This is a genomic window from Roseovarius sp. CH_XMU1461, assembly GCF_037027165.1.
Taxonomy (GTDB): domain Bacteria; phylum Pseudomonadota; class Alphaproteobacteria; order Rhodobacterales; family Rhodobacteraceae; genus Roseovarius; species Roseovarius nubinhibens.
Genome location: NZ_JAYMDV010000009.1, coordinates 85,589 through 96,833, shown reverse-complemented (window position 1 = coordinate 96,833; position 11,245 = coordinate 85,589). Strand labels below are relative to the sequence as shown.

The window sequence follows — 11,245 nt, the reverse complement described above, 5'->3', positions numbered from 1 at the left end:
CTTATCCTCACATCGTTTTGCGAGGAGAGTGACACTTCTGAATTGCTCATGGGTGACATTATTGCATTGCGGCTACATCCAAATCTCGCGTAATCGATGTTATGTTAATTCTATTTGTAAACCTTTGAAACTCACTGGGAAGCGCTGCGCCGCAGCACCAAAACCAGAAAGGACCCCCATGCCCCGTCTGAACACCAAGACCTGCATCGTCACCGGCGCCGGGCGCGGCATCGGGGCCGCGATCGCGCGGGCCTTCGCCACAGAAGGCGCCACCGTCATTGTGACCGACAAGGACGAAGACAGCGCCGCCGCGCTGGCCCACGACATCGGCGGCCAAGCGATGCGCCTCGATGTGGCGTCCGAGCAAGACTGGGAGGCGCTGGCCAAAGCCTGGCCCGAATGCGACGTGGTGGTCAACAACGCCGGGATCACCGGCTTTGAAGAGGGTGTGCGGCCCCATGACCCCGAAACTGCCAGCCTGCAAGACTGGCGGGCGGTGCATGCGGTCAATCTCGACGGAACCTTCCTCGGGTGCCGCTACGCGATCCGGGCAATGCGCGCCCGGGGTGCCGGGTCGATCATCAATATCTCTTCCCGCTCGGGCCTCGTCGGCATCCCGGCGGCGGCGGCCTATGCCTCATCCAAGGCCGCCGTACGCAACCATACCAAATCGGTCGCGCTCTATTGCGCGGAGCAAGGGTTGAACATCCGCTGCAACTCGATCCACCCCGCCGCCATCCTGACCCCGATGTGGGAACCGATGCTGGGCACCGGCCCGGACCGCGCGGAGCGCATGGCGGCCTTTGTCGCGGACACGCCGCTGCGCCGGTTCGGCGATGCGGAGGAGATCGCGGCCCTCGCCGTTCTGCTGGCCTCGGACGAGGCGGCTTATATGACCGGGGCCGAACTCAACATCGACGGCGGCCTGCTCGCAGGCTCGGCGGCGACACCCAAGACAGACTGACACAAACGACATATCAGAGCGGCGCGATGAGCCTCTCGCCCGAGAGCTTTGCTTCCGCCTCCGCCTGCACCCGGCGATAGCTCTCGATCACGATCGAGCGGATCCATGACCCCCCGGCATCATTGGCGAGCCGCGCGCTCCAGAAAAACCGCACCAGAACCGACCCGAGATCGACCGGCGGCCTCAGCGCCCGCAATCCGAAAGCCTCCATATCCCAGGCCAGCAGAATGGCCGGAAACGTCGCGAGAAAATCCGATTTTGCGAGCAACGAGGCAACCCCGGCGGAATCCCCGATCATCGCGCTGACCCGCCGCGAGCCGGGATCGTCCTGCGCGGCCACGGGAAACGGGTTTTGCATGGATTGGGTCACATTCACCATGAGATGCGGATATCTCCGCCAGGCCTCCAGCCCCCAATCGGCACAGGCCGGGTGATCCCGCCGCGCGAAGGTCACCCAAGAGAATGGCTCCATCACCTGCTGTTCCAACCCATCCGGCAGCCGCGGTTCGCCGCCAAGATGGGCCAAGTCGATCAGCCCTTCGCTCAGCGCCGCATAGACATCGCGATGGGCGGGCAGCCATTCGATCTTCACATGCGGCGCCTCCGCCTCGACGCGGGCCGACACCTCGGCAATGACCTTGGTGAGCGTCGGCATCGCGATGCGGAAAATACGGTCACTTGTCGCCGGATCGAACAGGTCCCTCGGCGTGATGACCCGGCGGATGCTCCGCAGAATGGGCCGCACATCCGCGATGATCATCTCGGCATAGGGGCTGGGCTGCATCTTGCCCCCGACCCGGACCAGCAACGGATCGCCGAGCTGGTCCCTCAGCCGGGCAAGAGAATGGCTCACGGCAGATTGCGTGCGCCCGATCTTCTGCGCGGTGGCCGTCACGCTCCGGGTCTCCATCAGCACCTCGAAAACCACGAGAAGGTTGAGGTCGACGCGATATAAATCAATTTCATTCATGGCATATGCAAACGTTTCGTTCGACAAAACCTCATATCTGGCGGCAATCTAACCATATCAACGCATATATCGGCAATCCCGATCAGACCTATTCATATAGGCCTGTTCCTAAAGGGAGCTCACCAGCTATGGCACTCGAAATCATCGGCGCGGGCTTTGGACGGACCGGCACCTATTCGCTGAAAGCCGCGCTAGAAAAACTGGGCTTCGGCCCCTGTCACCACATGTCCGAAGTCATCGGCAATGCCGAACAGATCCGGCTCTGGGCAGATGCGGCAGAGGGGCGGCCCGACTACACATGCCTCTTCGCAGGCTACCGCGCGGCGGTCGACTTTCCCGTCGCCGCCTTCTGGCCCGATGTTCTGGCCGCTAGCCCGGACGCCAGGATCATCCTTTCCGAACGCGACCCCGAAGACTGGTATGGCAGCTTCTCGCAAACCATCCTGCCGCTCATCCTCGACCGGGCCGCATGGCCCGAAGACCGCCGGGCCTGGTTCGAGATGCTCGAACAGGTGATCATCCACCGGGCGCTCGGCGGGCGCACAGATCGCGACGGCATCCTCGCGGCCTACCGCGCCAACGTGGCCAAGGCCCGCGACATGGCAAAAGACGGCCGCGCCTTGCTGTTTCACCCGCGCCACGGATGGGAGCCGCTCTGCCGCTATCTCGGCGTCGCGGTGCCGGACGAGCCCTACCCCAACACCAACAAACGGGCCGAGTTCTTTGCCTCGGTCAAATCCGGCATCGAAGAGGCAGCAGGCTAACCTGAGAATGTCACCCAAGACGCGGCACCCTGCCCGACAGGGCACAGATCCGCGCCGTCACACGAAAGGAAAGACCATGTCTTTGAACGACATCCGTGCGGCCTCGACGAGGTTCTATGACGCGTTGAACAAAATGGCCGCAGGCGACGCCGTCCCCATGGCCGAGGCCTGGGCGCAAACCGACGGCGCCTGGGCGCAACACCCGATCGGCGGCCGCGACCTCGGCTATGACACGATCGTCGCGGGCTTTGCCAAAGTCGCCGAGATCGCCGGCGGCGGCCAGATCCGGCTGTCAGATCAGAGGATCGACCTCGGCACCGACTTGGCGGTCGAAACCGGCCTCGAGACCGGCACCATCGTCCTCGGCGGCCACGAGGCGACAATTCATCAGCGCGTCACCAACGTCTACCGGCGGGCCAATGGCACCTGGAAGCTCGCCCATCACCACACCGACATCTCCGAGGACATTCTGAGCATCCTCAAACGCCTGAGCAAGGCCGCCTGACCTCTCCTGTCACATACCCTCCGACGAAAACCCGGGCGGCTCCGGCCGCCCGCATCCCATGGGTCGAGGGCAGAGCACCCTCGCTCAATCCCCATAGGGCAGGCCCGCCTGCATCATCGGCCTGAGAAGATCCTCCAAGCGGCCTGAATTTCGAAAGATCGCCCGCTCGATGGAGAGATTGAAGCCGGGCACCAATGTCAGCAAACGATCCGCGATGGCGCGGGCGTCTTCTAGGCGGTTCTGCACCACAAGCACCGCGCAGAGGATGCGATAGGAGGGCGTAAAGCTCGGGTTGAGGTCCAACGCCTGTTGCCCGCAGGCGAGGCATTGATCGAACTCATCGAGCATGAAATGCGCAAAGGCCTTGCCGGCGTATATTCGAAATCGCGTTGTCTCCAGCGGACAGATCCTCAGGCAGCGTTCAAAATCCTGCAAGGCCTCCGCCCCGCGACCGAGGTAACATTTGACCCAGCCTGCATGCGACAGGGCGACCGCGTCGTTGGGGTTGAGCTGGATAGACCTCTCGATGGCGGCCAGTCCGGTCTCGAACTCACAGGCCAGCCACGCCAGCGAATACCCCCCCGGCTCAGCGCCTCGGCATCGCTCTGCCCATCGACCAGCGCGGCGCGCGCCATGGCCGTCCCGCGCGCGCGATCCTCTTCGGGATCGTCTGACCAAAACTGCGCAATCCGCAGCGCATAGCCCCAGGCCCCGAGGCCAGAGGCGACCGCATAATGCGGCTCGGCCCGCAGGATGTCGTCAATGATCTTCAGCCCCTCGAAATTATCCTCACGTGTCACGCGCCGAATGAGGGCGAGCGCCTGCAAATACTGATCATAGACCGAGACATTGGTCGGCCAGTTGCTGCGCTGGCGCGCGATCTCCTGTTCGAGCATCATCGGCGCAATAGCACCGACCACGCATTCGGTGATCGTGTCCTGCAGCTTGAAAATGTCATCCAGCGGATAGTTGAACCGATCCGCCCAGAGATGCCCGCCGGTGGTGGCATTGATCAACTGCCCCGTCACGCGCACCCGGCCCTGCTCGCTCTGCACACTGCCTTCCAGCACATAGCGCACCCCGAGTTCCTGACCGATCTGCCGCACATCGCGGTGCAGCCCGCGATAGCTAAAGCTTGACGTCCGCGCGACGACAAAGAGCCGAGGCACCTGCGCCAAGGCCGTGATAACATCCTCGACGATACCGTCGACGAAATACTCGCTGGCGCCGCGGTTCTCGAACGGCAAAACGGCAATAGAGGGCCCATCGAACACCGGCGGCGGTGAGACATCGAACGCATCGCCCTGCACGGCCAGCGCGGGGACATGTATCGCTCCGCTCAGGTCGAGACCGGTCTCCTGCGCCACGGTGGAAAGGGTCGAATAAAGACCCACCAGAAACTTATCGATGGTGGATTTGCCAAGCTTGGTCCGGAACGCAAACTGTTCGCGCGAAATCCTCGCGCGTGCAAGATAGTCCCGCACACGATCAGCCACGGCGCGTTTGAACTCCTGGTTCCTCTCCATTTCAAGCGCCCACATCTCGTATGTCACAGCATACTACATTTCTCGCAAAATCATCGTCGAAATCGCCCGGAAAGTTCCGACGAATTCCGACGAGAGACCCGGAAAACCGGGCTTGCTATGACACCGACGTCAACCGGTGTTTCGGATGGGATCGGGCGACACAGAAGATCGAAGGTCCATCCGTCATCTTGGGGGTCGATGAAACCCCCCTGAACCAACAGGAAATTACCATGCAAACGTTTTACATGCCCCTAGGGGCATTGGCTGTGCTTTGCGCAACTGCCGCCAGCCTCCCCGCCGCCCCGCTCGATGCCGAGACCGCGCGGCGGATCGATGCCTCGTCCACCCCGGCGCCGGGCGAACTGGCCTTGGCCGAGGTGCGCAAAGCCACGGAAAGGTTCCGCGATGTCGATGTGGCCTTGGCCGAGGGCTATATCGCCGAGCCCACAAACACCTGCGAAATGGCGGATATGATGGGGCATCCTCGCGCCTTGGGCGGGATGGGCATCCACTACTTCCGGCCCGATCTGCTGGGCATCACCGCGCCCCCCAATCCACGGGTGGACGGCACCGGCACCCATGTCGATTTCAACCTGCCGTCGATCCTGATCTACGATCCGCAAGAGGATGGATCGCTCGAACTGGCCGCGGTTGAAAATCTCGTCTTCATCGACGCCTGGACAAAGGCGGGCAATACCGAGGCACCGTCGTTTCATGGCGTGGCCTATGACCTGATGCGCGACGACCCCGCGACCGAGATCGACGAGGCCCATGGGTTCGAGCCGCATTACGACCGCCACGTCTGGCTCTACCGGGAAAACACAAACGGGGTCTTTGCCCAGTTCAACCCCTCGGTGACCTGCGAATTTCACAAGACCGGCACGGCCCACGGACACACCAGCTCCTGAGCTGACCCACCCCCTGAAATCCCCCGGCTGAGCGACGCGCAGTTGCTCGGCTGGGTCTGAGACCACATGCGCCGCGAACCGCGCGCGCAAAATTGGAGAAAAATTTTAATGAGAGACGTTGTTATCATCGGCGCCCGTTGCGCCGGCTCAGCGCTGGGCCTCATGCTCGCGCGCGACCATCTTGACGTGACGATTGTAGATCGCAGCACATTTCCCAGCGATACCCTCTCGGGGCATTACATTCATCCGGCCGGTGTGTCCTGCCTCAACCGCCTTGGTCTGGGCCCCGCGCTGGCGGATCTCGGCGCGCCCGCACAAACAGAGGTGTCGGTCGATTTCGGTCCGGTCGTGCTCACCGGTCAGCCCGAGGCCGGGCCGGACGGCAATACCACCGCCTATGCCCCGCGCCGCTATATTTTCGACCCGATGCTGGCCGAACACGCCGTATCAGCCGGCGCGGAGCTGCGGCAAGGCGTCAGCTTTAGCGAACCCCTGATCGAGGACGGGCGTGTCGTCGGCATCCGCACGCAACTGGCGAGCGGCAAGACAGAGGACATCCGCGCCCGCGTCGTGATCGGGGCCGATGGTGCCCGGTCGCGTCTTGCCAAAACGGTGGGGGCCGAACGCTATGACGCCCGCGCCGCCGAGACCTGTTTCTATTATGGCTACTGGAGCGGTGTTGACCTGACGCATCCGAGGCTGTTCATCCGCGACGGCCTGTTTGCCGTCGCCGCGCCGACCAATGACGGCTTGACCTTCATCGGTGTGGCCTGGCCCAAGGCGCTCTATTCGGATGTGCGCAAGGATGTTGACCGATCCTACCACTGGGCCGTGGCAACCATTCCTTGGCTGGCAGACCGCCTGGCCCCCGCCAAACAGGTCGGCCGCTATGCTGGCGGCGCGCTGCTGGACGGGTTCTACCGAACCGCCTCGGGCGCCGGCTGGGCGCTCTTGGGGGATGCGGGCTATCACAAGGATCCGATCACGGCGCAGGGCATGACCGACGCGTTCTTGCATGGGGAAATCCTCGCCCGCGCGATCGCCCGTGGCCTGTCCTGGGGGTCAAATCTGGACGCCGAACTGCGCCAATTCGGCCGCGAACGCGACGCCATGTCCCGTGCCATGTACGGGCTGACCTGCGACCTGAGCAGGCTGGCACCGCCGCCGCCAGACGCGATGGCCCTCATCGGCGCGCTCAAAGACAACCCAGCCCAGACGCGCCGCTATCTCGGGGTCATCGCAGGGACCGTGGGGGTCGAAGAGTTCTTTGACCCAGAGAACCTGGCGAACATATTGGATCAGACCGTCGCGGCCTGATCCCCACACCACACCCAAACCGGGGCGCGCGGCGGAGGTGCAAAACCTCCGCCAACCCCCACCAACGCCCACCAACTCCCCTGCCCGCGCCAAAGGAACCTTTGGGCGCGCCCCCCGGTTGATCCGTCAAAGGAGGGGGATTGATGCGGGCCGTCGCGGGCCGCGCGCGCCATGGCGCTTGTGCACAGCACTCACATTCACATCCTTGAATATTATGTGGGAGGACTACATTGTGCTCCACGCACCCGCGTCTAAAGGAGTTGGGATATGGAAACCGAATTCACCCCGTGGCTGTCGCTTGGCGGCGGCATGATGATCGGGGCCTCGGCCGTGCTGCTGATGGCCACCAACGGTCGCATCGCCGGGATCAGCGGCCTGACCTCCAAACTCTTTGCCCGCGACAGCGATGGCGAGGCCCGAGGCATCGCAGCGCTCTTTGTGCTGGGTCTGCTGCTGGCCGCGCCGCTCTGGCTCTTTGTGTCGGGGGGCTGGCCGCAACAATGGGTGCCGTCGAACCCTCTCCTCATGGGTCTCGCCGGTCTGCTGGTCGGCTTCGGCGCGACCTATGGCAATGGCTGCACCTCGGGCCATGGCGTCTGTGGCATCAGCCGCGGCTCGGCGCGCTCGATCGTGGCGACCCTCACCTTCATGGCCACCGCCTTTGCCACTGTTTTCCTCCTGCGTCACGTGATCGGAGCCTGAGATGAAACAGATCTTCGCCCTGCTCTCCGGCCTCCTCTTCGGCCTCGGCCTGATCGTGTCGGGCATGGCCGATCCGGCCAAGGTGCTCAACTTTCTCGACCTTTTCGGTAGCTGGGATCCGAGCCTCGCGTTCGTGATGGGCGGTGCCATCGCGGTGACCGCCCCGGGATTTGCCCTGCTCTTCGCAAACCGGCAAACCCCCTATTTCGACCAGAAATTCCGCCTGCCCACCCGCAGTGATCTCGAACCGAAACTGATCACCGGCGCGGCGCTCTTCGGCATTGGCTGGGGGCTCGGGGGCTTTTGCCCCGGACCGGCGCTGACCGCCCTGCCCCTCGCGGCCAGCGGCACGCTGATCTTCGTGCCCGCCATGCTCATCGGCATGTGGGTCGCCCGTCACACACCCGACCTGACCCCGACCGCGAAAGAAGGAGCCACCTGATGAGCGACCCTCTGAACAGCCCCGTCGTGCGCCATTCCCCGTCGACCGGCCCTAACAGCCCCGATGTCTGGGGCATCTACGAGCCTGACACCGGCTCGATCCAATACATCTGCGCCGATCCGATCACCAAGAACGCCGCGCTGATCGACGTGGTGTGGAATTTCGACCCGAAGAACTATCGCTTCTCGCAGGAGAGCATGGATCAGGTGCTGGATCTCGTGGCCGAGAACGGCCTAACCGTGGAATGGGTGCTCGACACGCATCCCCACGCGGATCACGTCATGGCCTCCGCCCATCTCAAAGCGCGCACCGGGGCGCCCAACGCCATTGGCGCGCTGGTGCCCGAGATCGCCAAGATCTGGGCCGATCTCTACAACCTACCCGAGGCCTTTGACCCGGATCGCGATTTTGACCGCCTGTTCCAAGAAGGCGAGAGCTTCAAGATCGGCGATCTGGACGTCAAGATCATGCTCTCGCCCGGCCATACCCTGGGGTCGATCACCTATGTCTGCGGCGACGCAGCCTTCGTCCATGACACCTTGATGCAGCCCGATGCGGGCACCTCGCGGTCGGATTTCCCCGGCGGCAAGACGCATGAGCTCTGGGACTCGATCCAAGACATCCTCGCCCTGCCCGGCCACACCCGGCTTTTCATCGGTCACGACTACGGCACGGACGACCGCAAAGAGCCGATGTGGGAGGCCACGGTCGACACCCACAAGGCGCAGAACATCCACGTCAAGGACGGCACCAAGCGCGAAGACTTCATCGAACGCCGCCAAAAGCGCGACGCGACGCTGGCCTTGCCGAACCGCATTCTCGCGGCCTTGCAGATCAACCTGCGCGGCGGACGCCTGCCCCCGGCAGAGGAAGATGGCAACCATTACCTCAAGCTGCCCGTAAACCGCTTCGACTAAGCCAGAGATGACCCTCCCTCCGCTCGCGCAATATCTGCCGATCCTCAACTGGGGACGGCGCTATGACCGGGGCAAGTTCACCGGCGACATGGTGGCGGCCGTGATCGTCACCATCATGCTAATCCCGCAATCGCTGGCCTATGCGCTGCTGGCCGGCCTGCCGCCCGAGGCTGGGATCTATGCCTCTATCACCCCCATCGTTCTCTACGCGATCTTCGGCACCAGCCGGGCGCTAGCGGTGGGGCCGGTCGCGGTGGTCTCGCTGATGACAGCGGCGGCCTTGGGCAATATCGCAGCCAGCGGCACCGCGGGCTATGTCACGGCGGCGTTGACACTGGCCTTTCTCTCGGGGGCGATTTTGCTGGCGCTCGGGCTGCTTCGGCTCGGGTTTCTGGCGAATTTCCTGTCGCATCCGGTCATCGCTGGCTTCATCACGGCGTCGGGCATCCTCATCGCGGCGAGCCAGCTGCGCCATATTCTGGGGATCCAGGCCGAGGGCCACACGCTGGTGACGATCATCGCCAGCCTCTGGGCGCATCTGGGCGAAGTCAACCTGATCACCCTGCTACTCGGCGTCACGGCCACGGCCTTCCTGTTCTGGGTCCGCCGCGGGCTCAAGCCCCTGCTGCGCCGCGCCGGGCTTGGGCCGCGCCTGGCCGACACCGGGGCCAAGATGGGGCCGGTGCTGGCGATAGTCGGCACCACGCTGGCGGTCTGGGCCTATGATCTGGACGCCAAGGGCGTGGCCATCGTCGGCGAGGTGCCCCAAAGCCTGCCGCCGCTCACCCTGCCGTCTTTTTCGCCCACCCTGCTGTCAGAGCTGCTCATGCCGGCGCTGCTGATCTCGGTCATTGGCTTTGTCGAAAGCATCTCGGTCGCCCAGACCTTGGCCGCCAAGAAACGCCAGCGGATCGACCCGGACCAAGAACTGATCGGTCTGGGCAGCGCCAATCTCGGCGCGGCCTTTACCGGTGGGTTTCCCGTCACCGGCGGCTTCTCGCGCTCGGTGGTGAATTACGATGCGGGGGCAGAAACCCCGGCCGCCGGGGCCTTTACAGCCTTGGGGCTGGCCATCGCCGCGCTGTTCCTGACGCCGCTAATCTATTTCCTGCCCAAGGCGACACTGGCCGCCACGATCGTCGTCGCAGTGCTCAGCCTGGTCGATTTCTCGATCCTGAAACGCGCCTGGTCCTTCAGCCATGCCGATTTCGCCGCCGTCAGCGTCACCATCCTGCTGACGCTTCTGTTCGGCGTCGAGGCTGGGGTGAGCGCCGGGGTCATCACGTCGATCCTCGTCCATCTCTACAAGACCTCGCGCCCGCATATGGCCGTGGTCGGACGCGTCCCGGGGACCGAGCATTTCCGCAATGTGCGCCGCCATGAGGTCGAGACCCAGCCGCATGTGCTGTCGCTGCGGGTGGATGAAAGCCTCTACTTCCCCAACGCGCGCTTTCTCGAAGATCAGCTGCTGCGCTTCGCCGCGGACAAGCCGGAGCTGACCGATGTGATTTTGATGTTCCCTGCGGTCAATGAAATCGACCTCTCGGCGCTCGACTCGCTGGAGGCGATCAACACGCGCCTCGACCATGCCGGCATCCGCCTACATCTGAGCGAGGTCAAAGGCCCGGTCATGGACCGCCTGAAACGCAGCCGCTTTCTCGACGCCCTGACCGGCGAAGTCTATCTGAGCCAGCACGAGGCCGCTATTTCCCTTGCCCCTGAAAACGGGCAGCATTCTGAGGCAACCGGCGCTCGGGACGCTCTATAAAGACCGCAGCGCTCATAACCCCCTTGCGACCGATCCGCCGACAAGCTCTCATCCAAAGGCTTGGCGCGCTCGATCAGTCTGGCGCTCGCCGATATGTCTTTCTCAGAATAAAACCCAAACGCCGCAATAGGAACGGCCCCATCGCCAAACGCCAACGCACAGAATGAACCAAACTCGCGATCGCCACGAAAAGGGAGCGTCGCATTCGCACCACGCGACCCGACAACTTGAATATTGAAGGAATATTGGTCCGATTAGAACCGCGCGGCCTGGCCGCATGGTTTCGAGCTGCCTGCGATCGTTCCGGCGATGCGGGCCCTGTGTCTCTAGGCACGACGCCGCGCAAATAGGGGTGCGGGCGTTGCAACTAATTTACAGGGGCCGCTTGTCTCACAGGCGGTTCAAGGGCACTTTGAGCAACAGATTTCTCTTCGCGTCCGACGGAACATCACCCCCACGCAT

At 63.5% G+C, this 11,245-nt stretch carries 12 protein-coding genes and 1 pseudogene; 9 read left to right on the top strand and 4 right to left on the bottom strand.

Translation table 11 applies throughout. From position 1 onward, the window contains the following. Positions 1-178: 178 nt before the first annotated feature. Positions 179-964 (top strand): SDR family oxidoreductase, encoded by a 786-nt coding sequence (locus WA237_RS17440; protein ID WP_336099172.1) that lies wholly within the window; start codon positions 179-181, stop codon positions 962-964. Between the two features lie 13 nt (positions 965-977). Here WA237_RS17440 and WA237_RS17435 read toward each other — a convergent pair whose 3' ends face one another. Next, positions 978-1,934: a LysR family transcriptional regulator gene (locus WA237_RS17435; RefSeq protein WP_336099170.1), complete on the bottom strand. Its 957-nt coding sequence runs from the start codon at positions 1,932-1,934 to the stop codon at positions 978-980. A 128-nt stretch (positions 1,935-2,062) separates the two neighbouring features. On the opposite strand from WA237_RS17435, the gene WA237_RS17430 reads away from it, so the two are divergent. Both WA237_RS17430 and WA237_RS17425 read left to right on the top strand, forming a co-directional pair. Then, a complete protein-coding gene (locus WA237_RS17430; protein ID WP_336099168.1) occupies positions 2,063-2,698 on the top strand; it encodes a sulfotransferase family protein in 636 nt (211 codons plus the stop codon). 76 nt (positions 2,699-2,774) lie between these two features. Continuing rightward, on the top strand, positions 2,775-3,203 hold the full coding sequence (locus WA237_RS17425) for a YybH family protein (protein WP_336099166.1): 429 nt from the start codon (positions 2,775-2,777) through the stop codon (positions 3,201-3,203). An 84-nt stretch (positions 3,204-3,287) separates the two neighbouring features. On the opposite strand, the gene WA237_RS17420 is transcribed toward WA237_RS17425, so the two are convergent. Beyond that, a complete protein-coding gene (locus WA237_RS17420) occupies positions 3,288-3,551 on the bottom strand; it encodes a hypothetical protein (protein WP_336099164.1) in 264 nt (87 codons plus the stop codon). A 62-nt stretch (positions 3,552-3,613) separates the two neighbouring features. Continuing rightward, complete coding sequence (locus WA237_RS17415; RefSeq protein ID WP_336099162.1) at positions 3,614-4,699, bottom strand: hypothetical protein; 1,086 nt, start codon at positions 4,697-4,699, stop codon at positions 3,614-3,616. A 260-nt stretch (positions 4,700-4,959) separates the two neighbouring features. Here WA237_RS17415 and WA237_RS17410 point away from each other — a divergent pair, with 260 nt between their 5' ends. The 6 genes from WA237_RS17410 (at position 4,960) to WA237_RS17385 (ending at position 10,783) form a co-directional block, all read left to right on the top strand. Beyond that, entirely contained in the window at positions 4,960-5,637 is a 678-nt protein-coding gene (locus tag WA237_RS17410; RefSeq protein WP_336099160.1) for a hypothetical protein, read from the top strand. A gap of 108 nt (positions 5,638-5,745) precedes the next feature. After that, on the top strand, positions 5,746-6,954 hold the full coding sequence (locus WA237_RS17405; protein ID WP_336099158.1) for an NAD(P)/FAD-dependent oxidoreductase: 1,209 nt from the start codon (positions 5,746-5,748) through the stop codon (positions 6,952-6,954). Between the two features lie 267 nt (positions 6,955-7,221). After that, positions 7,222-7,656, top strand: a complete 435-nt coding sequence (locus WA237_RS17400; RefSeq protein ID WP_336099156.1) for a YeeE/YedE family protein — start codon at positions 7,222-7,224, stop codon at positions 7,654-7,656. Between the two features lies 1 nt (position 7,657). After that, positions 7,658-8,098, top strand: coding sequence for a YeeE/YedE family protein (locus WA237_RS17395; RefSeq protein WP_336099154.1), 441 nt, complete (start codon positions 7,658-7,660; stop codon positions 8,096-8,098). Next, entirely contained in the window at positions 8,098-9,015 is a 918-nt protein-coding gene (locus WA237_RS17390) for an MBL fold metallo-hydrolase (protein ID WP_336099152.1), read from the top strand. Before WA237_RS17395 ends, WA237_RS17390 begins: the two co-directional genes overlap by 1 nt. A 7-nt stretch (positions 9,016-9,022) precedes the next feature. Further along, positions 9,023-10,783, top strand: a complete 1,761-nt coding sequence (locus WA237_RS17385) for a SulP family inorganic anion transporter (protein ID WP_336099149.1) — start codon at positions 9,023-9,025, stop codon at positions 10,781-10,783. Here WA237_RS17385 and WA237_RS18695 read toward each other — a convergent pair. Then, positions 10,696-11,025, bottom strand: a pseudogene (locus WA237_RS18695) (hypothetical protein); the annotation flags it as partial. The gene WA237_RS17385 and the pseudogene WA237_RS18695 overlap by 88 nt on opposite strands. Between the last annotated feature and the right edge of the window lie 220 nt (positions 11,026-11,245).

Excerpts from the sequence above, each read along its gene's own strand:
- WA237_RS17420 (WP_336099164.1), bottom strand. The coding sequence starts at position 3,551 with ATGCTCGATGAGTTCGATCAATGCCTCGCCTGCGGGCAACAGGCGTTG.
- WA237_RS17440 (WP_336099172.1), top strand. The coding sequence starts at position 179 with ATGCCCCGTCTGAACACCAAGACCTGCATCGTCACCGGCGCCGGGCGC.
- WA237_RS17435 (WP_336099170.1), bottom strand. The coding sequence starts at position 1,934 with ATGAATGAAATTGATTTATATCGCGTCGACCTCAACCTTCTCGTGGTT.
- WA237_RS17425 (WP_336099166.1), top strand. The coding sequence starts at position 2,775 with ATGTCTTTGAACGACATCCGTGCGGCCTCGACGAGGTTCTATGACGCG.
- WA237_RS17395 (WP_336099154.1), top strand. The coding sequence starts at position 7,658 with ATGAAACAGATCTTCGCCCTGCTCTCCGGCCTCCTCTTCGGCCTCGGC.
- WA237_RS17410 (WP_336099160.1), top strand. The coding sequence starts at position 4,960 with ATGCAAACGTTTTACATGCCCCTAGGGGCATTGGCTGTGCTTTGCGCA.
- WA237_RS17385 (WP_336099149.1), top strand. The coding sequence starts at position 9,023 with ATGACCCTCCCTCCGCTCGCGCAATATCTGCCGATCCTCAACTGGGGA.
- WA237_RS17430 (WP_336099168.1), top strand. The coding sequence starts at position 2,063 with ATGGCACTCGAAATCATCGGCGCGGGCTTTGGACGGACCGGCACCTAT.
- WA237_RS17405 (WP_336099158.1), top strand. The coding sequence starts at position 5,746 with ATGAGAGACGTTGTTATCATCGGCGCCCGTTGCGCCGGCTCAGCGCTG.
- WA237_RS17400 (WP_336099156.1), top strand. The coding sequence starts at position 7,222 with ATGGAAACCGAATTCACCCCGTGGCTGTCGCTTGGCGGCGGCATGATG.
- WA237_RS17390 (WP_336099152.1), top strand. The coding sequence starts at position 8,098 with ATGAGCGACCCTCTGAACAGCCCCGTCGTGCGCCATTCCCCGTCGACC.